Consider the following 20,415-nt stretch of genomic DNA (forward strand, 5'->3'; position numbering starts at 1 on the left):
GGGCTCGGCCGGGTCAGGCCAGGGTGGTGCGGACGCCCTCGTCGCGCAGGGCCGTGAGGGTCTGGGGGCCGTTGGGGTGGGTGGCCGGGTCCTCGGCCGCGGCGTCGGTGACGAAGTCGTCGACCGCGCCCAGCGGGGCGACCCGGCTGAACGCGCGCACCCCGAGCTTGGTCGCGTCCGCCACCGCGATGGTGCGTGTGGCTCCCGCGAGCGCGGCCTGCTTGACCGCCGCGTCGTCCAGCGAGAACTCCGACCACCCGTACTCGGCGTGCACACCGCCGATGGACAGCACGAAGCAGTCGAAGGCCAGCGCCTCCAGCGTGCGCAGGGCCAGCGGGCCGACGAGGGACCGCTCACCGGGACGGGACCGGCCGCCCACGACCAACAGGTCGATCCCGGGCCGGTCCGCCAGGCTCACCGCGGCCTGGAGGCTGAGGACCGCCACCGTGAGCGGGGCCCGTTCCGCGAGGTGCTCCGCGACGTGCACGGTGGTGGTGCCCGCGTCCAGCAGCACCCTGGAACCCGGCTCCACCATCGCGGCCACCGCCGCCCCGAGCCGGTCCTTGGTCGCGGCCTGCCACGGCTCGCGCGCCGAGAACCCCGCCCCTTCCTCGCGGGACCGCGTGGCGACGGCACCTCCGTGCACCCGGCGCACCAGCCCCTGGCGCTCAAGTGCGTCGAGGTCCCTGCGCACGGTCATTTCGGAGACCCCCAGGCGATGGGAGAGCTCCGACACGGAAACCCGGTCGGAGCCCTGCACCAGCCGCAGAGTCAGGTCCAGACGATGAGCGATACCCATGGCCCATTTCTAACACAGCCATGTTTGTTCGAACATCAGGGTGTGCGAGTTCTCGATCGGGCGCGGCCAAGGACCGGCTCGGGGCGGCGGTGGCCTCGGGCCGAGCGGGGCAGCACGGAGCCGAGCGGCACGGCGCGGCGCGGCGCGGACAGAGCTCTGGCCGATACTCGCCGCCTCCGCTGATGAGCATGCACCTGACCCCCGTGCGAGCACCTGCGAAGTGACGGCCGAGCAGCCGTAAACCCCTTGTTTCGGGTGGAGTTCGAGGATTATCTACGCGCGGAGCTACGGGTGACGAACGATCATTCGGGCAATTACGACAGGTTCCCGCCTGGCTATTACCGACTGGTACCGGATGCTGCTAGAACAGGTGACGCTCAATCAACCCCCCACCCACCCCCCACACTTCGGAGGGCTGACAGCTATGTCAGTACGGAGATTCTGGGCGTCCGCATCCACTCTGCTCCTCGCCGCCGCGGCTGCTCTGGGCATGGCCCAGCCGGCCTCGGCATCCTCTTCTGCCGCCGCCGGCGGGTACGTCGCCCTGGGCGACTCGTACTCGTCCGGTGTCGGCGCGGGAGACTACCTCTCCGACAGCGGTGACTGCCGGCGCAGCACCCACGCCTACGCCTACCTCTGGGCGGCGGCGAACTCGCCTTCCTCGTTCGACTTCGTCGCCTGTTCGGGCGCCACGTCAAGCTCGGTGGCGAGCAGCCAGCTCGGCCCGCTGAGCTCGTCCACCTCGCTGGTCAGCGTGACAGCGGGCGGCAATGACGTCGGGTTCGCCGGGGTCATGCAGGACTGTGTGCTGTCCGGCGAGGCGGCCTGCCTCGCCAGCGTGGGCTCCGCCGTCTCGCAGATGAACAGTTCACTGCCGGCCGGTCTGAGTTCGCTCTACGGGTCCATCCACTCCAAGGCCCCGCAGGCACATGTCGTGGTGCTCGGCTACCCGCGCTTCTACCAGATCGGCGGAAGCTGCATCGCCGGACTCACGGAGGCGGAGCGCACGGCCATCAACAACGCGTCCGACGTGTTGAACGGTGTCATCGCCAAGCAAGCCGCCAACGCCGGATTCACCTTCTCCGGCGTCGCGGACGAGTTCACCGGGCACGAGCTGTGCTCCGGCGACCCGTGGCTCCACAGCGTCTCGATCCCCATCGAGAACTCGTATCACCCCAAGGCCGAGGGACAGTCGGGCGGCTACCTGCCCGCCTTCAGCTCAGCCGCGTAGGACCACGGGAAGCAGCGGCGCGGCAACGGCTCAGGAGCCCCGGCTCCGAGGCCCTGCCGCGCCGCTGCCGTGCTCCCCGCCACTCCCCCGGCGCCCCTCCTCGCTCCGCCGCTGTGCTCAGTACCGCTCGACGAGATGCTCCCGGCCCGCCGGGGGCTCGTACGGCTCGGGCCAGAAGTCGGTGATCTCGCTGATCCGCCCCTCCGCGTCGAACGAGAAGAAGTGGATGGCGGGCAGCTCCTGCGCGCCGACCGTGAACCGCGTCCGGACCGCGACCTGCTGTCCGTCGCGGTCGGGCACTATCCGCTCGACCCGCACCCGCCACGCCCCCGGGTACTCCCGGTTGAAGCTGACGTACCGCTCCTTGCCGCGAACGCGCTCGCGGGTCTGCGGCAGGTCGTACAGCACCTCGTCGGCGAGTGTCGCCGCGAAGGTGTCCCAGTCGCGGAGGTCGGCAGCGGTCCAGTAGGTCTCGACCGTGGCGCGCAGATCAGCAGTCGTGGTCATGCCCCGAGTCTGAACCCCACCACTGACAATCGCCCTGACCTCGGACCATCGGCCCGCTCACCGCTCACCGCCCGCCGCTGCCCCGGGGAAGCCGTTCCGGCCGGGTCGCCTTGATCGAGTACATCAGCGGGATGCGCGGCCGCTCCGCCGGGAAGCGGTAGCAGCCGTCCGCCTGACGCTCCAGCGCGGGAAAGCGCGCGAAGAGCGAGGCGTCGTGCTCGTGCAGGAACTCGATCCGCAGCCCGGCCGCGGCCAGGGCCGAGACCACACTGCCCACCGGGTGCTGCCATTCGACGCTGCGGTTGTGGACGGTCGGCGCGTCGAAGTCCGCGTACGTGCCCGGCGTCTCGTCCACCCAGGCGTCGCGGCTGAAGTAGTCGTGGACGATCCGCGAGCCGGTCGCGTCGTCGAGGCAGTCGGTGAGCGGGTGGAACTCCGCCAGGTACAGGAAGCCCCCGGGCGCGACGAGCGAGGCCGCCGTCTCGGCCCAGCGGTCGATGTCGGGCAGCCAGTTCAGCGCGCCGACGCCGGTGTAGACGATGTCGTACGAGGAGTCCGGGACGGCCTCCGCCGCGTCGTGGACGTCGGCGGCGACGAACGCCGCCCGGTCCGGGGGCAGGCCGAGGTCCCGGGCGAGCGAACGGGCGGTCTCGACGGCCGGCTCGGAGAAGTCGAGGCCGACGACCTGGGCGGCGCCGTGCCGGGCCCAGGAGAGGGTGTCGAGCCCGATGTGGCACTGGAGGTGGAGCAGCGACCGGCCCGTCACGTCCCCGACCTCCGCCAGCTCGAAGGCGCGCAGGGAGTCCTTGCCCGCGCGGAAGGCGTCCAGGTCGTAGAAGTCACTGCCGGTATGGATGGGCACACGTTCATCCCACATCGCGCGGTTGGCTTCGCGCCAGTCGGCGGGTATCGGTGCATGCATGTCCGCGAGGTTATCCACAGGCTGCGGACGGAGCGAACGGATTGTCGGCGGCCCGGCGCAGAATGGGGGGCATGACTGAGACCACTGGTTCGACGACCGATTCCGTTCCGGAGTGGGAGCAGCGTTTCCGGGCTCCCCGGGTGTCCCTGCCCGACTGGGCGGAGGACGCGCCGGACCGCGCCCTGTTCGTCTCCAACGCGACGGGGACGTACGAGCTGTACTCCTGGGACCGGGCCACCGGTGAGCAGCGCCAGGTGACCGACCGGCCGAACGGGACGACGGACGGCGCGCTGACGCCGGACGGCGAGGCCATCTGGTGGTTCGACGACACCGACGGCGACGAGTTCGGGGTGTGGATGCGCCGGCCGTTCCCCGGCGGCGAGGGCGATGCAGGGGCCGCGGGCGACGAGCCGGCTACGCCCGGCCTGGAGCCTTCTTACCCGGCCGGGCTCGCGATCGGCCGGGACGGCACCGCGGTGGTGGGCCGTTCGACGGACGAGGACGGGACGACGGTCCACGTCGTACGGCCCGGGGAGGCGCCCGTCGAGATCTACCGCCACCGTGAGTCGGCCGGGGTGGGCGACCTGTCGCACGACGGGACGCTGATCGCGCTGGAGCACACCGAGCACGGTGACGCGATGCACTCCGCGCTGCGCGTGGTGCGGCCGGACGGCACCGCGGTCGCCGAGCTGGACGACACCGAGGGGGGCACGAAGGAGCTGGGCCTCGCCGTTCTCGGCTTCGCCCCGGTGGCGGGCGACACCCGGCTGCTGGTCGGCCATCAGCGGCGCGGCCGCTGGGAGCCGATGATCTGGGACCCGGTCGCGGGCACCGAGACGGACCTCGCCATCGAGCTGCCGGGCGATGTGGGCGCCGAGTGGTATCCGGACGGCTCCGCGCTGCTGATCGAGCACGGCTTCGAGGCCCGCAGCGAGCTGTGGCGGTACGAGCCGGTGGCGGGCGACGGCACCCTGGTGCGGGTGGAGACGCCCACCGGTTCGGTCTCCGGGGCCACCGCCCGCCCGGACGGCACGGTGGAGTACCTCTGGTCGTCGGCCGCGGAGCCGCCCGTCGTCCGGTCCACGACCGGTGCGGTGGTGCTCGATCCGCCGGGTGCGAAGGCTCCGCGGTCCGTGCCGGTCGAGGACGTGTGGGTGGAGGGGCCCGGGGGCCGGGTCCACGCGCTCGTCCAGCGTCCCGCCGCCCCGGCCGAGGGGCCGTTCCCGACCGTCTTCGAGATCCACGGCGGCCCGACCTGGCACGACAGCGACGCCTTCGCGGGCGGGCCCGCCGCCTGGGTGGACCACGGCTACGCGGTCGTCCGGGTCAACTACCGCGGCTCGACCGGCTACGGGCGGGCCTGGACGGACGCGCTCAAGCACCGGATCGGCCTGATCGAGCTGGAGGACATCGCGGCGGTGCGGGAGTGGGCGGTCAAGTCCGGCCTCGCGGACCCGGCGAGGCTGGTCCTGGCCGGCGGTTCATGGGGCGGCTATCTGACCCTGCTCGGCCTCGGTACGCAGCCCGGCGACTGGGCCGTGGGCCTGGCCGCCGTCCCGGTCGCGGACTACGTCACGGCGTACCACGACGAGATGGAGGCCCTGAAGGCGATGGACCGCACCCTGCTGGGCGGCACGCCGGAGGAGGTGCCCGAGCGCTTCGAGGCCTCGTCGCCCCTGACGTACGTCGACGCCGTGCGGGCCCCGGTCTACATCTCGGCGGGCGTCAACGACCCGCGCTGCCCGATCCGCCAGGTGGAGAACTACGTGGACCGGCTGAAGGACCGCGAAGCGGTGCACGAGGTCTACCGCTACGACGCGGGTCATGGCTCGCTCGTCGTGGAGGAGCGGATCAAGCAGGTACGCCTGGAGCTCGACTTCGCCGCCCGCCACTTGGGAACGCCGGGCCCGGCCAGGACGGATCAGACCACGTAGGGGCCGGATAAAGGGCCCCGCCACGGGTGCCCCCGCTCCGGACCGCCGGAGCGGGGACCGTACCGTGGAGGGGTGTACCGGTTCCTGCTGACCCCGCGATGGTGGGGGATCAACCTCTTCGTCGTGCTGGCCATCCCGTTCTGCGTGTTCATGGGTACGTGGCAGCTCGGCCGCTTCGAGGACCGCGTGCAGACGCACGAGGCCGCCGACAAGCAGCCCGCTCCGGGCACGAGGGTCGCCAAGCCGCTCGACGAGCTGCTGCCCGTCGACACGGTCACCTCCGGCCGTCCCGCCACCGCGACCGGCCGGTACGCCGACCAGTTCCTGGTGCCCGGCCGGAAGCTGGACGACCGGACCGGCTTCTACGTCGTGGGCATGCTGCGCACCGACAGCGGCAAGGCGCTGCCCGTGGTGCGGGGCTGGCTGCCCGGTAAGGCCGGACACACCTCGGTGCCGGCCGCGCCGACCGGCGACGTCACCGTGATCGGCGACCTCCAGGCCTCGGAGAGCTCTGGCACCGCGGGGGTCGACGCGACGGGCGGGCTTCCGGACGGCCAGGTCGGCATGATCAGCGCCGCGTCGCTCGTCAACCTCGTGCCGTACGACGTGTACGACGCGTGGGTGACGCTCCAGAAGACGGACGCCGACGCCGGCCCCGGCGACACGGGCGCGGGCACGGGCACGGGTGCGGGTGCGGCCTCCGGTGCCGGTGACGCCAAGGGCGCCGCTGTCCTGCGCCCCGTACCGGCTACCGCCGCGCAGGGCACCGGGCTCGATCTGAAGGCCTTCCAGAATCTGGGCTACCTGTGCGAGTGGTTCGTCTTCGCGGCGTTCGTGCTCTTCATGTGGTTCCGGCTGGTCCGGCGCGAGGCCGAGGCCGTCCGGGACCTGCGACTGGGCCTCGTCGCGGACACGGCCCCGACCCCGGACGCGACCCCCGACAAGGACGCGGCCCCGGACGCGGACGCAAGCTCGGACGACACCAACACCGACACCGACACCGGCTCCGGCTCCGGCTCCGGCTCCGACACGACCACCGCTACGACCACCGCCACCGCCACGGGCCGCTGAACGCCGGGCACCTGCGGCAGCACGTCACAACCGGGCCTGCTCAGGCCCGGGGCAAGGCCCGCACGCACGGCCCGCCCCGCTCCCGCCACCCGCGCCGCTCTTACGACGACGGCTCCAGCGCGCCCGTCCGGTAGATCGTGCCCGCACAGGCGTTGGCGATCTTCGTCTCGGCGACCGGCGCCCCCGGTTCCGGGGTGTGCTTCACGGAGACGCTGCCCTGCACCGTCACCGGGCCGTCCTCGCTGCCGAACTGCGTCTCCGTACCCGATTCGGTGTCCCCGGTCCCGCTGCCCGAGCTGGACCCGGACAAGCCCCCGGCGCTGCCGGCCGCGCCCTCCGTAGGGCTCGGGGAAGGTGAGCTGCCGGTGGTCGGGCAGGTGTCCCCGGGGACCCAGGCGAACTGCACCTCGTACGCCATCTCCGGCTTGAGGAGCATCGTCGCCTCCTCCTGGGCGGGATCGGGCAGTCCGGACGCCGCGTCCCCCTGGGTGTGCCGGACGACCACGATCTTGGCCGGGTCCGCCGCGCCCATCGCCTGGAAGCCCACCGTGCCGCCGCTGCTCACCGAGCAGTCCTTGCCGGAGACATTGGCGATCCGGAACGTTCCGTACACCGTGCCGTCGGCACCGGCCGCGCCCGTGCTGGCGGAGGCGACCCCGAGCTGGTCGGGCGAGCAGGTCGGCATACCGGCCGCCGCGCTGGCCCGGGGGTCGGCCGAACCGCCGGCCACCGTGCCCGCCACGCCCTGGCCGCTGCTGGCGGACGGGCTGGCCGACGTGTCGGGGACACCGTCGCCGGCGTCGTCCCGCCCTTCGCTCCCACCGCCGCCGTTCGCGCCGCCGGAGCCCGGACCGGGCTGCTCGCCGCTGCCGCCCTGCGCCTGCTCGCCGTGACCGGCGATCGCCGGGCTGGCGGTGTTCGATCCCTCGGAGTTCGCCACATGGACGAAGGCGGGGATCGCGGTGCCGATGAGCAGGGCCGCCGCCGCCGCGCCGACGAGCGCCTGCCGCCGCCGGGCCCGCCGGGCAGGCACCGCGCGGTAGAGGTGGTCGAGGCTGCCGTCACGGGGTTCAAGGCCCTGTACGGCGCCGCGCATCATCCGACGCAGCGCGTCCTCGTCGGCATCCGCACCGTCGTCGCGGGAGCCGAACCCTGATCCGAACCCCGATCCGAAGCCGCTGCCGCTGCCATTGCCGCTGCCACTGCCACTGCCACTGCCGAAGAGGTCGATCGGCCGACCGGCTCCGCCGGGCTCCGTACCCGGTTCCGTATCGCGGTCCGTGCCCGGGGTGCTGTCCGGCCCGTGATTCACAATTCCGTTTCCAGTCCGGTCAATCCGATGTCCGAATGAGGGCCCGTGCCGGTGTCCGCTCTCGCCTTCGCGCCCGTGCTCGTGGCCGTCGCGCCGGCTCATGCCTGCGCCTCCATCACCACGCGCAGCGCCGCGATTCCGCGGGAGCCGTACGCCTTCACCGAGCCCAGGGATATCCCGAGGGTCGTGGCGACCTGTGCCTCGGTCATGTCGGCGAAGTAGCGCAGCACGAGTACCTCCCGCTGGCGCCGTTGCAGCCCCCGCATCGCCTTGATCAGGGCGTCCCGCTCCAGTTGGTCGTACGCGCCCTCCTCCGCGCTCGCCATGTCCGGCATGGGCTTGGAGAGCAGCTTCAGCCCGAGGATGCGGCGACGCAGCGCGGAGCGGGAGAGGTTGACGACGGTCTGGCGCAGGTACGCCAGCGTCTTCTCGGGCTCCCGTACCCGGTTGCGCGCCGAGTGCACGCGTATGAACGCCTCTTGCACGACGTCCTCACAGGACGCCGTGTCGTCCAGCAGCAGGGCCGCGAGGCCGAGCAGCGAACGGTAGTGGGCGCGATAGGTTTCGGTGAGATGGTCAACTGTAGTTCCGGCTGCCACGCTGTCGTCAGCGCCCTCGCGCTGTGACGGCAGCCCTGTCGGGCGTGTAGCGGGCATGGGCGCGATCACCGGCATACCGCCGGGCGCGCGGGGCCGTCTGAGCGGTCGCACCGAAGCGCCGCGCAAGGGGCCCACCACTGTGATATCGAGTACCTCTGCCACGCCAGTTGGACACGTTTCCCCCCGTCAGGGTTGTACGCATACGGCACCGCGTTTGACACCCTGCGATATGCCTTCATACGTAACCGCTCTTCCCCAAATACCCCGAATGTGCGCCTCGCCGCGCAAGAAGTGACGGCTTAGACGCGCGCCGCCCGACCGGCGGTTGCAGCGGGCCGAAAGGTCATCGTCGGACACCGCGACACCCCAGCTCAAGAGGTTCAGACCAGCAAGTTGCTCACAGGGCATTCACAGAGCGTACAAAACAGGTTCGATCAGGACCTGGAAATTCAGGACGCGGGGAATTCGGCCGCCACCGATTCGGCGATCTGCGCCACGTTCAGCGCGGCGCCCTTGCGGAGGTTGTCGCCGCAGACGAAGAGTTCCAGCGCTCTCGGCTCGTCCATCGACCGGCGGACCCGGCCGACCCAGGTCGGATCGGTGCCCACCACGTCGGAGGGGGTCGGGAAGTCGCCCGCCCCGGGGCTGTCGTACAGCACCACGCCGGGTGCGGTCGCCAGGATCTCGTGCGCCCGGTCGACCGTGACCTCGTTCTCGAAGCGGGCGTGCACGGACAACGAGTGGGTGGCGATCACGGGGACGTACACGCAGGTCGCCGCCACCCGCAGGCTCGGCAGATCGAGGATCTTGCGGCACTCGTCGCGGATCGCCAGCTCTTCGGACGACCAGCCGTCCCCGGCGTCCGTACCGGCCCACGGCACGACGTTGAGGGCGACGGGTGCGGCGAACGGGCCGCCGTCGGCGTCCCCCACGACCCGGCGTACGTCGCCCGGCTTCATGCCCAGTTCGGTGCCGGCCACCATCGTCAGCTGTTCGCGCAGTGCGGCGACGCCGTCGCGCCCGACCCCGCTGACGGCCTGGTACGAGGACACGACGAGTTCCCGCAGGCCGAATTCGGCGTGCAGCGCACCGACCGCGACGATCAGTGCCAGCGTCGTGGAGTTCGGGCTCGCGACGATGCCGCGCGGTCTGATCCGGGCGGAGTGGGGGTTGATCTCGGGGACGACGAGCGGAACGTCGCCGTCCATCCGGAAGGCGGCGGAGTCGTCGATGACGACCGCGCCGCGGGACGCGGCGAGCGGCGCCCAGCGTGCGGCCACCTCGTCGGGCGCCAGGAACAGCGCGACGTCCACGTCGTCGAAGATGTCCTCGGAGAGTTCGAGGACCTCGGTCTCCTCACCGCGCACGACCAGCTTGCCGCCGGCCGAACGCGGCGAGGCGATCAGCTTCACCTCGCCCCAGACATCCGCGTGTTCCGAAAGGATCTGGAGCATGACGCCGCCGATCGCCCCGGTCGCGCCGACGACCGCGAGCGAAGGGCGGCGTGCGGTCATCGTCCGGTGCCCCCGTACACGACTGCCTCGTCGGAGTCGCTGTCGAGGCCGAAGGCGGAGTGCACGGCGCGCACGGCCTCGATGACGTCGTCGGCACGGGTGACCACTGAGATGCGGATCTCGGAGGTCGAGATCAGCTCGATGTTCACGCCCGCGTCGGACAGTGCCTCGAAGAAGCCCGCGGTGACGCCCGGGTTGGTCTTCATACCGGCGCCGACCAGGGAGATCTTGGCGATCTGGTCGTCGTAGCGCAGCGAGTCGAAGCCGATGGCACCGCGGCTGCGCTCCAGGGCGTCGATGGCCTTGCGGCCCTCGGACTTCGGGAGCGTGAACGAGATGTCGGTCAGACCGGTCGACGCGGCGGAGACGTTCTGCACCACCATGTCGATGTTGACCTCGGCGTTGGCGATCGTACGGAAGATCGCGGCGGCCTCGCCCGGCTTGTCGGGCACACCGACGACGGTGACCTTGGCCTCGGAGACGTCATGGGCGACTCCGGAGATGATCGCGTGCTCCACCTGCTGGTCCCCTAGCGGCTCGTTGCTGACCCAGGTTCCGCGCAGTCCTGAGAAGGACGAGCGTACGTGGATCGGAATGTTGTAGCGGCGTGCGTATTCCACGCACCGGTGCAGCAGCACCTTGGAGCCGGACGCCGCCAGCTCCAGCATGTCCTCGAAGGAGATCCAGTCGATCTTCCGGGCCTTCTTGACGACCCGCGGGTCGGCGGTGAAGACACCGTCCACATCGGTATAGATCTCACAGACCTCGGCGTCCAGCGCGGCGGCGAGGGCCACCGCGGTGGTGTCGGACCCGCCGCGACCCAGGGTGGTGATGTTCTTGCCCTCCTGGCTCACCCCCTGGAACCCGGCGACGATGGCGATGTTGCCCTCGTCGATCGAGGTCCGGATGCGGCCCGGCGTGACATCGATGATCCGCGCTTTGTTGTGGACCGAGTCGGTGATGACACCGGCCTGGCTACCGGTGAACGACTGGGCCTCGTGGCCCAGGTTCTTGATCGCCATGGCCAGCAGCGCCATGGAGATCCGCTCTCCGGCGGTCAGCAGCATGTCGAACTCGCGCCCGGCGGGCATCGGTGACACCTGCTCCGCGAGATCTATCAGCTCGTCCGTCGTGTCGCCCATCGCCGACACCACGACAACCACCTGGTTGCCGTTCTTCTTGGCATCGACGACTCGCTTGGCGACGCGCTTGATGCCCTCGGCATCGGCTACGGAGGAACCCCCGTACTTCTGCACGACAAGGCCCACGTGCGCTCCTCGCTCAATCCATTGCTGTCGGCTCAGTTTAACGAGCAGTCCGGAAACGCCTCGCCGATATCACATGCTGAGATGTCCCGCTCACCACGTGATCACCGGCGCGCCGTTCCGAACTGCTCGTACGAGGCTGCTGCCCGCCGATCGTCCGGGCACTCCCTTATGTGTCCCAGCCCACACGCCCGGCACCGGGATGTACGGCATGTGGGCTACGGGTTGCCGACCAGCTGGACGGGGCCCTTCAGGGCGTTCGGGGTGCAGCCGGGGCCCGACAGGGTCAGCCGCTCCTCCGTGCCGACCACGGAGAGCGGGCCCGTCAGCGACGTGCCGCAGATCTGAACCGTACGCGCGCCGACCGCCTGGACGGGCCCGGTGATCTCGGCGCCCCTCGCCACCAGGCTCGCGCCCGCGCCGACCACGACGGGGCCGGTCAGCTTCGTACCGTCCAGGCAGGTGACGCCGGAGGATATGACCAGCGGCCCGGTGTGCTTGCCGGTGACCGTCTTCGTGCAGGCGGGGGCGGCGGGGACACCGGCCCGGTAGTCGAGGGCGTACGCGAGCTTGCCGGGCTTCGCGTCGGAGATCGGGGCGCTGAGCTTCCCGAACTCGCCGCCGGTCGGCTTCTTGCCGTTGTTCCACTCCGCCATCCGGCCGAGCTCGTCGGCGGTGCGGCCGTCGGCGATGACGGTGTCGCCGGGCGTCGCCGACATCACCTCCGAGGCGGTGCGGATCGCGGAGAGGTACGGGGCGGGGGCGGTCAGGTCGTACGCGCCGAGGTCGACGCGCTCACGCAGCCAGGTGCCCCACTGGAACTCCAGGAACTCCGCGGCGCCGGCGGGCGCCTGGTAGCCGATGTCACGGGTGAAGTAGACGAGGCTGCGATAGCGGTCGTCGTGGAAGTAGGCGAGCCCGAGGCGCTGGGGGAGCTGGTCCGTGGTGATGGGCCGGTTGTTCTCGTCACGCAGCCAGACCCACTTCTTCTCCTGCATGGTCTTCCAGAACGCGGCGGTGGAGAGCCCGCTCAGGTTGTCCACGACGCGCAGCCTGATGTGCGTCCCCGGGCCGCCGTCGGGCGCCTCCAGGAACGACGTCAGGGAGTGGTGCCCGTCGGTGAGGTACAGGACACCGCCGGGCCCGACGACGACCGTCTTCATCGCGGCGCGGGTCTCTGCCGTCTCCTGGCCGAGGGGGACGGTGCAGGTGAAGCTCGACGCGTCGGAGAGCTTGGCGCCGGGCCGCACGCTCGCGGCCTTCTCCTGGCCGTTGGTCTCGCACCAGTCGTCGAACCGCTTGTTGAGGTCGCCGTTCGCCTCGTCCTTGGTACCGGTGTAGCGGCCCAGCTTGTAGTAGATCTGGTCGAAGCCCACGGTGGGCTGGGTGGGACGCAGTTGGTCCAGGGTGACATCGAGCAGTTCCCCGGCCCGGGGGCTCCCGGCCGTGGAGCCGGCCACGCCGCCCGCCGCCGTGGCCGGACCACCACCCGCGAGCACCCCGCCCAGCACCACCGCACCCGCGGCGAGCCCCGCCCCCAGACGGCGCAGGCGAGGGGCGAGGGGCTGAGGCTGGGTACGGACTGAGCCGGTCATACGGTCTCCACGTGTCTGCGGGGCGGGGCGGGGCGCTGCGTGGGGTGCGCCGAGGATCGCGCACATCTATTCATCCCTACCCGCCCCGACCGGTAACCCCCGGCCGTCGGGCGGGTGTCGGCAGGGTGAACGCCTGCGACGACGGCTCAGCCGCCCGTCCTCGGCCCCGGCACGACCGGGCGCCCCGCGGCCGCCCGCAGCCCGGCCACCCTCGCCGCGACGTCCGTACGCTGCCGGGGACGAGCCAGGAAGGTGTCCGGGATGTCGCCCTTCGCCCCGGTCGCCTCGTCCCGGTCGATGTCCGCGCGGCAGTCCACGCAGACTCCGTCCACGAGCGTGGTGGTGCTCTCGTCCTCGTCGCAGAAGGCGCACATCTCCAGCGCCGCCACGATGGTCTCTTCCACTTCCCGGAACTTGTTCTTCTTCGGCTGCGGTACGGGGGGCATCTTGTTCTCCAGTCGAGTACGGAGGAAGGCTCCGGCGGAATGCACGGAAGCCGGCAGTCCTGACACCAGCGCCTGGCTGACCTGCTCACGGCCCAGCCCGCGCGCCAGCCACTCCTGCACCAGCGGTTCCAGGGCGACGCATTCACCCTCGGAGAGCTGGAGCCTCGGCTCCCTGCTCCCGAGCCCGGCGAGCACGTCGTACGCCTCCGAGCGCGCGGCCGGAACGCCCGGCTCGGGCTCGGCGGAAGGCACCTCGTCCGGTGCCGGGGGCTGTCCCGGAGCGTCCACGCCCCGGATGTACCGGATGTACCGCGTCCACCAAGTGGCGTCGCGGGCCGTGCGGGCGAAGAACGTACGCGTCACCCAGCGCAGCCCGCTGCCCTCCACGGCGATCTGCACCTTGATCCGGCGCAGGTGCCCGGTCCTGGTCAGCCGGTCCAGCGCACTGCGGCACGCCTGCTGCCCGTAGTCGGGCAGCTCCTCGGCCAGCACCTTGTAGCCGATCGCGGCACCCTCGGGCAGCCGGTCGATGTACGCGGCGATGGCCGCTTCCCGCGTGGGCAGATGCGCGAAGTCGGCAGCGCCGCGCGGGGCTTCGTCGGGGACGTGCCGCTTGCCGTAACCGGCTTTGGCCATGCGGTGGGCGGGCGCGCGCAGGGCAGCACTAACATGGGCAGAAGTCATGTGGATCGAGTCGCTTTCGATCTATCAGGACAAGATCCCGGTTGGTGTTGGCTCACCGCCGGGATCGTCCGTTTTACGGACTGTTACATCGAACCTAGAGCGTGCACACGCTGTGACGCAAGCCGATCACCGAAAGTCATCCTCCCAGGTGATACGCGCGACTTGGGAGGGTGGGTGGGTTCAACCCCACCACCCATTCCTACAGAAAGAGGCTCGGACTTCGAGGCTCGCGGCTCGGGGCTCAAGCCTCGGGCCGACCTGCGGAGATGCGGCCTTACGCCACCGCGAAGGCGACGAACGCCACCCAGGGCCCGGCAGGGATGGTCAGTTCGGGGCCGCCGGTCGACAGCTTGGAGTCGCGGACGTGTATCACGGTGGGGCAGGGGGCGACCTGAACGCAGTTGCCGCCCTCGGAGTCGCTGTACGTGGACGTGCGCCAACTCAGGGCGGCTTCGACGCAGGCTCCGCCTTCGGAGTCGCTGTAGCTGGACTTGAACCACTGCCGGTCGCCGCTCATGACTCATCCACCATCCGCTCAATAAAATCGGCAGACCCCGCCGAACTCAGGGCCTCCATGCGGAGCATGCTAAGTCGCTCGGCCTGTGTACCGACCACTTCCGGGTCAGCAGTGAGCTGGCTCATCGACGGCCCCTCCGTGAAGGCAAGCCGTTCGTGGTCGCCGGTCTCCAGTAGCAGCATCGGCCCCAACAAGGAGGCCGCCTTGGCCTTCGCGTACGGCAGCACCTGAACCGACACGTTACGCAACTGCCCCACCTCCAGAAGATGGGCCAACTGCCCCTTGTCCACGTACGACCCGCGCAACGCCGCCTCATACAGAATGAAGCTCAAGGCTGCCGGCGGGGTACGACCAAGGATCGCTTGCCGCTCCAGCCGGGCCGTCACCCTTGTCTCAACCGTCTCCTCATCAAGAGGTGGCCAGTGGTCGCCGATCAGAGCTCGCGCGTACGCACCTGTCTGCAACAGCCCTGGGATAAGCACGGTTTCGTACCACCACATGCTCACCGCTTCGCGCTCTCGTCCCATGAAGTCGAGGGACTTGAACGAGTACTTCTCCCGCCGCACGAAGTGCTTCGCGGCGCTCAGGAGCCCCTCCGCCCGGAGCAGCTCATCCGCCGCATCCAGCAATTGCGGCGTCGGCATCCGTACGCCCTGCTCCATCGACTTGATCGTGTCCGGGGCGTACTTCGCCGCCGCGCCCAGCTCCTCGCGGCTGACGCCCGCCCGGGTGCGCCAGCGTTTCAGCTGGTCACCGCAGTAGCGCCACGTCGCGGGGGGCGGGTCCTGGGCTGACACAGCAGCCACCTCCAAGGGGTACACAGCACCGCGTATCGCAGTAGTCACTACCGAGCGTAGCCACTTAACTGCCACCGTGTAACCATGACGCGAGCAATTCACCAACCCGACTGGGTCCCCGCCTACGGGCACCAACTCCACATGAGCGGGGTCCACTTCGACACCCTGCGCATCCAGGGCATCCGCGCCGAGGAGGTCGCGGCCCGGCTGGGGCGACTCACGGGGGACGATGCGGGGCCGATCGTGTGGCAGGGGACCGGGCTGCGCTGGATGTACTTCCTGCTGCCGCCGCGCACCGCGGGCGACCGTTCCTGGCCGCTGGACGTCGAACGGTTCGGGACCCGGCACCAGGTCAGCTACGTCGGCGTACCGGCGCTGAACGGGCACACCTGGCCGCTGATGTGGCAGTCCTGGCCCACGCCGACGGCGCCCTTCGTGAACGCGGACCGGCTCTGGTCGGCCCTCGGCCGGGCCGATCGCCTCGGCCGGCCCCCTACGTGACCGGGCGCAGGCCCAGCGGGGCCGCGATCTCCTCAAGCATCACGCGGCCGGCCTCCTCGGCCAGGTCGTCGTCGCCGGCGTCCTGGTCGGTGTCCAGGCCGTCGAGTGCCTGGAGGGGCTGGTTGAGGCGAATGTGGGCGATGAGGGACTGGAGGGCGCGCAGGGCGGCGGAGGCGGTGGAGCCCCAGTTGGAGAAGTAGGAGAACTGCCACCACCACAGGGCCTCGGTGGTGCGGTCCTCCTCGTAGTGGGCCAGGCCGTGGCGCAGGTCCGTGACCAGGTCGGCCAGGTCGTCGGAGATGCGGGCCGGGACCGGGGCCTTGCGGGGCTCGTACGGGTCGAAGACCTCGGAGTAGACGTCGATCGGCTCCAGGAGGGCGGCGAAGCGCTCGCGCAGGCCGTCCGCGTCCGGTTCGGCGCCGAGGTCCGGCTCGTAGCGCTCGTCCGGGAGGATGTCCTCGTACGCGCCCAGCCGGCCGCCCGCCAGCAGGAGCTGGGAGACCTGGAGGAGCAGCACCGGAACGGCTTCTTCCGGCTCCTCGACCCTCGACACCTCCGTGACCGCGACGATGAACGTCTTGATCTGGTCGGCGATCTGGACCGCGAAGTCGTCGGGGTCCTGGGTGACAGTGTTCAGCGTGGCGTCAGACATCGCGGAGACCTCCCGTGGGCACTGTCGGAGACGGTGAGTAGAAGATAACTGCGCCGAACCTAAAGCCGCTGTGAGGCCGCGGGCAAGAGGCCGGAGCCGGGCCCGGGAGGTTGGCCGGAAGACGGGCGGGCAGTGGGTCAGACATCGAGCAGCCGCCTCCCCTCGAAGGCGCGGCCGAGCGTGACCTCGTCCGCGTACTCGAGGTCGCCGCCCACCGGCAGGCCGCTGGCCAGCCGGGTGACCCGCAGACCCATCGGCTTGACCATCCGCGCCAGGTACGTCGCGGTGGCCTCGCCCTCCAGGTTGGGGTCGGTCGCCAGGATCAGTTCCGTGATGGAGCCGTCCGCCAGCCGGGCCAGCAGCTCGCGGATGCGCAGATCGTCCGGACCGACGCCCTCGATGGGGCTGATCGCCCCGCCGAGTACGTGGTAACGCCCCCGGAACTCGCGGGTCCGCTCGATCGCGACGACGTCCTTCGGCTCCTCGACGACACAGATGACCGTCAGGTCGCGGCGCGGGTCGCGGCAGATCCCGCAGTGCTCCTGCTGCGCCACGTTGCCGCAGATCGCGCAGAAGCGGACCTTGTCCTTGACCTCAAGGAGGGCATGGGCGAGGCGGCGCACATCCGTGGGCTCCGCCTGGAGGATGTGGAAGGCGATCCGCTGCGCGCTCTTGGGACCGACGCCGGGCAGCCTGCCCAATTCGTCGATGAGGTCCTGAACCACGCCTTCGTACAACGGAGAGCCTTTCCTTGCGCCTGGTCGGCCGCGTAGTGGTACGTACCGTAGGGGGTGCGGGTGCGTACCGTCCTGGGTATGTCCTCGGACAGGCCCTCGGGCAGGTCCTCGGTCGGGGTCCTGTTCAGAAGGGGAGGCCGGGCATGCCGCCCAGGCCTTGGGCCAGCGGGCCCAGCTTCTGCTGCTGGAGCGCCTGGGCGTTCTCGTTCGCCGCCTGGACCGCCGCGACGACGAGGTCCGCGAGCGTCTCGGTGTCCTCCGGGTCCACCGCCTTCGGATCGATCACCAGGCCGCGCAGCTCCCCGGAGCCGTTGACGGTGGCCTTGACGAGACCGCCGCCCGCCTGGCCGTCGACCTCGGTCCTGGCCAGTTCCTCCTGGGCCTCCGCGAGGTCCTGCTGCATCTTCTGGGCCTGCTGCAGCAGCTGTTGCATATTGGGCTGACCACCACCGGGAATCACGGTCACTCCAGGCATTTCGACGACAAATGTTTCGGTACGCCGAGCCTACGTTGTCCCCGGGCGGCGCGCCCCACCCACTGACGAGCAACTCTTTCGGGTGAGATCGAGTCAGCGAAGGCAGGACTCCTATACCTGATCACAGGCTCTGCGCACCCGGGAATACCGCGATTTCGACCCCGCGGCCCACCATTCGGCGGTAGGAAGGGCATGCGTCCCGGTACGCGCACGTGCACCAACCGTCACGCAAGGTTACGCATGGGGTACTGCCGGTCGCAGCGAGCGTCAGTGAGCAGAGGGCAGGGATCCCGCCCATCGTCGAGGACGCGGTCGACATCACGCGTCGCAATGCAGCATGCAGAGGAGTACCCCGGTGAGTCAGCCGGAGATGCAGCCCGAAGGGCCGCCCCGCAACGATTCCGGTGTGCCCGGTCCGGCCGGTTCCGCCGCTCCTTCCGGTCCGGGCTCCGGTGCGCCGGACCGGGATCTGACCGGAACGCCCTTCCCGCTCGGCGACTGGGGAGAACCGGCCCAGCGGCTCGACGAGCTGTACCGCTGGGTCGAGGCCGACGCGCTGCGCACCGCCGACTGGTACCTGGCCGACCGGGTGTGGAAGCGGCGCGCGGCCAGGGTCCTGCGGATGGGGACCGCGGCCGGTGCGGTGGCGGGCGCCGCGCTGCCGCTGCTCGATTTGACGGGGGCGCTGCACGGCGCGGCGGGCTGGGGCTATCTGTCGCTGCTGCTGGGTGCCGCGTGCATGGCGTGCGACCGGTACTTCGGCCTGACCTCCGGCTGGATAAGGAATCTCGCGACGGCACAGGCCGTACAGCGACGGCTCCAGGTGCTCCAGTTCGACTGGGCCTCGGAGTCCGTGCGCGAGGTGCTCGGCCCGACCGAGGGGACGGCGAGCGAGGCGGCCGAACGGTGCCTCGGGGTGCTGCGGCGGTTCTCGGAGGACGTCACGGAGCTCGTGCGGTCGGAGACCGCGGACTGGATGGTGGAGTTCCGGGCCGGTCCCGCGCCGATGGGGATGCAGGCGCTGGTGTCCGGCGGCACGGGCGGCGGGCGCGCGGAGCAGGGTGCGCAGCCGGGGCGGTTCCCGCTGCAGTCGATGGGCCGGCCGAACATGCCGCGGCAGCGGCCGCCGGAGTCCCCGCGATGACCGTCGATGACCGTCGACGACCGGTCGGTGATCACCGGCCGTGATCACCGGTCGTCGATGGACGGGGAGGGATGCGGGGCTCCGGCGGAAGCCCTGGCCGTCGGCTTGGTCCTCGGATCGGCCGTCGGCTCATTCGTCAGCTCGTTCGTCAGCTCGTTCGTCAGCTGAAAATGATCATTGAGCCCTGGGCGAGGCTGCGGGTGACCGCCGCGTGCAGGCCGAGCCAGACATGGCGTTCCCGGGCGAACGGGTTGTCGTCGTACGGGATCGGGACCGCCGGTTCCTCCAGGTCGGTGGGTGCGGCGGGCGGCAGCGGGGCGGGCGGCGGGTTGGCCGGATCGATACCGATGGACGGGGCGACGAACTCCAGCTCCCTCAGCAGCCCGTGCGCGGAGCCGAGCGGGCCGCCGCCCGCCAGCAGGTCGTCCGTGGAGATCGGGTACGCGAAGTCCAGCGGGACGTACGCCCCGGCGTGGTCGTAGTGCCACACCAGGTGCGACTGCTGGGCCGTCGACTCGAACATCTCCAGCAACTGCTCGTAGTCGCCACCCAGTTCGTCCACGGGTGTGACGGCGAGGCCACTGATCTGGAGCAGATAGGCGCGGCGCAGGAAGTGCAGGGCGTCGTAGTCGAAGCCCGCGACCGGGGCCACGTCTCCGGTCAGGCCCGGCATGTAGGCGTAGACGGGTACGGGCGGCAGCCCTGCCTCACCCAGCGCCTTGTCGAAGACCGCTATCTCCTCGGCGAAGGGGTTGTCGGGGCTGTGGCACAGCACATCGACGAGGGGGACCAGCCACAGGTCACAGGCCACGAAGTCTCGCTCTCCAACTGGTGCGTGCGATGGTCAGGACAGCGTAATTCGGGACAGCGTAATGCGGTCGGCACGTCGCGGACAGTGGTCCCCCATGACCGGTTTCGGGGACCGGCGCCGCTCAGGCCCCCGGCCGCGCCGGGTCCGCGGACTCGTCCCCGTCGGGCGGCTGCGGTGCGTGACCGCGGCGGGCCGGGTCCCCGGCCGCAAGCCGGTCCGCCCAGCTCATCGCGTGGCGGTTGTACTTGTCGATCGCCACGCGCAGCGCCTCGCGGTCCCGGAGCGTGACCGCGGCGACGAGGTCGGGGTGGCCCTGCCAGAGCCAGTCCCGTGCGTCCGCGTCGCCGCGCAGGTACGGCACGGCGAACACCCAGGCCTGGACGCGCAGCCGGTGCAGGAAGTCGCTGATGTAGGTGTTGTCGGCGAGCGCGCCCAGCTCGCGCCAGAAGCGCAGGTCGTAGCCGATGAGGATGTCCAGGTCACCGCCGCGTGCCGCGCGGGCGGCCTCCTCGGCCCTGCGGCGCACGGAGACGAGCGCGTCCCGGTTCCTCTGCTGCCGTGCCGGGGACGGGGGCTGCTTACGGAAGACGTCCCGGATCACCCCGTCCATGACCAGAGTGCGGGCCTCCACCATCGACCGGTAGTCCGCGACGGAGAACTGGTGCACACGGAAGCCGCGGTGCTGATCGGATTCGAGCAGGCCCTGCGCGGAGAGATCGAACAGCGCTTCCCGGACAGGTGTCGCGGAGACGCCGTACTGCTCGGCGATCTGCTTGACGGTGAACTCCCGTCCCGGCTGAAGACGCCCCGCAAGCACCTCGTCACGCAGCGCGTCCGCGATCTGCTGCCGCAGCGTACTGCGCGTGACAGCCCCGCTCACGCGCATGGGCGCCCCTCCCCTG

22 protein-coding genes are annotated in these 20,415 nt (G+C 70.7%); 6 read left to right on the forward strand and 16 right to left on the reverse strand.

Translation table 11 applies throughout. The features are described from left to right. Positions 1 to 13 precede the first annotated feature (13 nt). A complete protein-coding gene (locus ACIO3R_RS32685) occupies positions 14 to 799 on the reverse strand; it encodes a DeoR/GlpR family DNA-binding transcription regulator (RefSeq protein WP_385352204.1) in 786 nt (261 codons plus the stop codon). A 424-nt stretch (positions 800 to 1,223) separates the two neighbouring features. Here ACIO3R_RS32685 and ACIO3R_RS32690 point away from each other — a divergent pair, with 424 nt between their 5' ends. Next, a complete protein-coding gene (locus ACIO3R_RS32690) occupies positions 1,224 to 2,030 on the forward strand; it encodes an SGNH/GDSL hydrolase family protein (RefSeq protein WP_385031527.1) in 807 nt (268 codons plus the stop codon). Between the two features lie 117 nt (positions 2,031 to 2,147). Here the strand turns inward: ACIO3R_RS32690 and ACIO3R_RS32695 are convergent, their stop codons facing one another. Together ACIO3R_RS32695 and ACIO3R_RS32700 are read right to left on the reverse strand one after the other, a co-directional pair. Continuing rightward, entirely contained in the window at positions 2,148 to 2,537 is a 390-nt protein-coding gene (locus ACIO3R_RS32695; protein ID WP_402110672.1) for a nuclear transport factor 2 family protein, read from the reverse strand. A 64-nt stretch (positions 2,538 to 2,601) separates the two neighbouring features. Continuing rightward, positions 2,602 to 3,459: a class I SAM-dependent methyltransferase gene (locus ACIO3R_RS32700; RefSeq protein ID WP_402110674.1), complete on the reverse strand. Its 858-nt coding sequence runs from the start codon at positions 3,457 to 3,459 to the stop codon at positions 2,602 to 2,604. Between the two features lie 71 nt (positions 3,460 to 3,530). Here ACIO3R_RS32700 and ACIO3R_RS32705 point away from each other — a divergent pair, with 71 nt between their 5' ends. Continuing rightward, entirely contained in the window at positions 3,531 to 5,393 is a 1,863-nt protein-coding gene (locus tag ACIO3R_RS32705) for a S9 family peptidase (protein WP_402110675.1), read from the forward strand. Positions 5,394 to 5,465: 72 nt separating this feature from the next. Beyond that, positions 5,466 to 6,464, forward strand: coding sequence for an SURF1 family protein (locus ACIO3R_RS32710; protein ID WP_402110676.1), 999 nt, complete (start codon positions 5,466 to 5,468; stop codon positions 6,462 to 6,464). Positions 6,465 to 6,564: 100 nt separating this feature from the next. Here ACIO3R_RS32710 and ACIO3R_RS32715 read toward each other — a convergent pair whose 3' ends face one another. The 8 genes from ACIO3R_RS32715 to ACIO3R_RS32750 form a co-directional block, all read right to left on the reverse strand. After that, positions 6,565 to 7,776, reverse strand: coding sequence for a hypothetical protein (locus ACIO3R_RS32715; RefSeq protein ID WP_402110678.1), 1,212 nt, complete (start codon positions 7,774 to 7,776; stop codon positions 6,565 to 6,567). Between the two features lie 98 nt (positions 7,777 to 7,874). Beyond that, positions 7,875 to 8,450 (reverse strand): SigE family RNA polymerase sigma factor, encoded by a 576-nt coding sequence (locus ACIO3R_RS32720; RefSeq protein WP_207319729.1) that lies wholly within the window; start codon positions 8,448 to 8,450, stop codon positions 7,875 to 7,877. 374 nt (positions 8,451 to 8,824) lie between these two features. Then, entirely contained in the window at positions 8,825 to 9,889 is a 1,065-nt protein-coding gene (locus ACIO3R_RS32725; RefSeq protein ID WP_402110679.1) for an aspartate-semialdehyde dehydrogenase, read from the reverse strand. Further along, entirely contained in the window at positions 9,886 to 11,157 is a 1,272-nt protein-coding gene (locus ACIO3R_RS32730; protein WP_385352215.1) for an aspartate kinase, read from the reverse strand. The genes ACIO3R_RS32725 and ACIO3R_RS32730 overlap by 4 nt, the downstream gene beginning before the upstream one ends. A gap of 215 nt (positions 11,158 to 11,372) precedes the next feature. Next, positions 11,373 to 12,749 carry a ParB/Srx family N-terminal domain-containing protein gene (locus tag ACIO3R_RS32735; RefSeq protein ID WP_402110680.1) on the reverse strand — a complete coding sequence of 459 codons (1,377 nt, stop codon included), beginning with the start codon at positions 12,747 to 12,749 and terminating at the stop codon, positions 11,373 to 11,375. A 146-nt stretch (positions 12,750 to 12,895) separates the two neighbouring features. Then, positions 12,896 to 13,831: a hypothetical protein gene (locus tag ACIO3R_RS32740; protein ID WP_402110682.1), complete on the reverse strand. Its 936-nt coding sequence runs from the start codon at positions 13,829 to 13,831 to the stop codon at positions 12,896 to 12,898. 322 nt (positions 13,832 to 14,153) lie between these two features. Then, entirely contained in the window at positions 14,154 to 14,396 is a 243-nt protein-coding gene (locus ACIO3R_RS32745; RefSeq protein ID WP_402110684.1) for a DUF397 domain-containing protein, read from the reverse strand. After that, entirely contained in the window at positions 14,393 to 15,193 is an 801-nt protein-coding gene (locus ACIO3R_RS32750; protein ID WP_385031494.1) for a helix-turn-helix domain-containing protein, read from the reverse strand. Before ACIO3R_RS32750 ends, ACIO3R_RS32745 begins: the two co-directional genes overlap by 4 nt. Before the next feature lie 84 nt (positions 15,194 to 15,277). Here ACIO3R_RS32750 and ACIO3R_RS32755 point away from each other — a divergent pair, with 84 nt between their 5' ends. After that, positions 15,278 to 15,694, forward strand: a complete 417-nt coding sequence (locus tag ACIO3R_RS32755) for a hypothetical protein (RefSeq protein WP_385031491.1) — start codon at positions 15,278 to 15,280, stop codon at positions 15,692 to 15,694. Here ACIO3R_RS32755 and ACIO3R_RS32760 read toward each other — a convergent pair. The 3 genes from ACIO3R_RS32760 to ACIO3R_RS32770 form a co-directional block, all read right to left on the reverse strand. Next, positions 15,687 to 16,346, reverse strand: coding sequence for a DUF5063 domain-containing protein (locus tag ACIO3R_RS32760; RefSeq protein WP_363031120.1), 660 nt, complete (start codon positions 16,344 to 16,346; stop codon positions 15,687 to 15,689). The genes ACIO3R_RS32755 and ACIO3R_RS32760 overlap by 8 nt on opposite strands. 137 nt (positions 16,347 to 16,483) lie before the next feature. Next, on the reverse strand, positions 16,484 to 17,083 hold the full coding sequence (recR, locus tag ACIO3R_RS32765) for a recombination mediator RecR (RefSeq protein ID WP_362961245.1): 600 nt from the start codon (positions 17,081 to 17,083) through the stop codon (positions 16,484 to 16,486). Between the two features lie 124 nt (positions 17,084 to 17,207). Continuing rightward, positions 17,208 to 17,543: a YbaB/EbfC family nucleoid-associated protein gene (locus ACIO3R_RS32770; protein ID WP_311307800.1), complete on the reverse strand. Its 336-nt coding sequence runs from the start codon at positions 17,541 to 17,543 to the stop codon at positions 17,208 to 17,210. A gap of 370 nt (positions 17,544 to 17,913) precedes the next feature. On the opposite strand from ACIO3R_RS32770, the gene ACIO3R_RS32775 reads away from it, so the two are divergent. Both ACIO3R_RS32775 and ACIO3R_RS32780 read left to right on the forward strand, forming a co-directional pair. Then, complete coding sequence (locus ACIO3R_RS32775) at positions 17,914 to 18,702, forward strand: SLATT domain-containing protein (RefSeq protein ID WP_363031121.1); 789 nt, start codon at positions 17,914 to 17,916, stop codon at positions 18,700 to 18,702. A gap of 6 nt (positions 18,703 to 18,708) precedes the next feature. Next, complete coding sequence (locus tag ACIO3R_RS32780) at positions 18,709 to 18,870, forward strand: hypothetical protein (protein ID WP_385031487.1); 162 nt, start codon at positions 18,709 to 18,711, stop codon at positions 18,868 to 18,870. On the opposite strand, the gene ACIO3R_RS32785 is transcribed toward ACIO3R_RS32780, so the two are convergent. Both ACIO3R_RS32785 and ACIO3R_RS32790 read right to left on the reverse strand, forming a co-directional pair. Then, positions 18,863 to 19,513, reverse strand: coding sequence for a hypothetical protein (locus ACIO3R_RS32785; protein ID WP_385031484.1), 651 nt, complete (start codon positions 19,511 to 19,513; stop codon positions 18,863 to 18,865). The two genes, ACIO3R_RS32780 and ACIO3R_RS32785, sit on opposite strands and share 8 nt — an antisense overlap. A 121-nt stretch (positions 19,514 to 19,634) precedes the next feature. Then, entirely contained in the window at positions 19,635 to 20,399 is a 765-nt protein-coding gene (locus ACIO3R_RS32790) for a GntR family transcriptional regulator (protein ID WP_385031481.1), read from the reverse strand. Positions 20,400 to 20,415 lie beyond the last annotated feature (16 nt).

It is taken from the genome of Streptomyces sp. NPDC087428 (assembly GCF_044744085.1).
Classification (GTDB): Bacteria; Actinomycetota; Actinomycetes; order Streptomycetales; family Streptomycetaceae; genus Streptomyces.

Excerpts from the sequence above, each read along its gene's own strand:
- ACIO3R_RS32685 (WP_385352204.1), bottom strand. The coding sequence starts at position 799 with ATGGGTATCGCTCATCGTCTGGACCTGACTCTGCGGCTGGTGCAGGGC.
- ACIO3R_RS32690 (WP_385031527.1), top strand. The coding sequence starts at position 1,224 with ATGTCAGTACGGAGATTCTGGGCGTCCGCATCCACTCTGCTCCTCGCC.
- ACIO3R_RS32695 (WP_402110672.1), bottom strand. The coding sequence starts at position 2,537 with ATGACCACGACTGCTGATCTGCGCGCCACGGTCGAGACCTACTGGACC.
- ACIO3R_RS32700 (WP_402110674.1), bottom strand. The coding sequence starts at position 3,459 with ATGCATGCACCGATACCCGCCGACTGGCGCGAAGCCAACCGCGCGATG.
- ACIO3R_RS32705 (WP_402110675.1), top strand. The coding sequence starts at position 3,531 with ATGACTGAGACCACTGGTTCGACGACCGATTCCGTTCCGGAGTGGGAG.
- ACIO3R_RS32720 (WP_207319729.1), bottom strand. The coding sequence starts at position 8,450 with ATGCCGGTGATCGCGCCCATGCCCGCTACACGCCCGACAGGGCTGCCG.
- ACIO3R_RS32725 (WP_402110679.1), bottom strand. The coding sequence starts at position 9,889 with ATGACCGCACGCCGCCCTTCGCTCGCGGTCGTCGGCGCGACCGGGGCG.
- ACIO3R_RS32735 (WP_402110680.1), bottom strand. The coding sequence starts at position 12,749 with ATGACCGGCTCAGTCCGTACCCAGCCTCAGCCCCTCGCCCCTCGCCTG.
- ACIO3R_RS32740 (WP_402110682.1), bottom strand. The coding sequence starts at position 13,831 with ATGGCCAAAGCCGGTTACGGCAAGCGGCACGTCCCCGACGAAGCCCCG.
- ACIO3R_RS32745 (WP_402110684.1), bottom strand. The coding sequence starts at position 14,396 with ATGAGCGGCGACCGGCAGTGGTTCAAGTCCAGCTACAGCGACTCCGAA.
- ACIO3R_RS32755 (WP_385031491.1), top strand. The coding sequence starts at position 15,278 with ATGACGCGAGCAATTCACCAACCCGACTGGGTCCCCGCCTACGGGCAC.
- ACIO3R_RS32760 (WP_363031120.1), bottom strand. The coding sequence starts at position 16,346 with ATGTCTGACGCCACGCTGAACACTGTCACCCAGGACCCCGACGACTTC.
- ACIO3R_RS32780 (WP_385031487.1), top strand. The coding sequence starts at position 18,709 with ATGACCGTCGACGACCGGTCGGTGATCACCGGCCGTGATCACCGGTCG.
- ACIO3R_RS32790 (WP_385031481.1), bottom strand. The coding sequence starts at position 20,399 with ATGCGCGTGAGCGGGGCTGTCACGCGCAGTACGCTGCGGCAGCAGATC.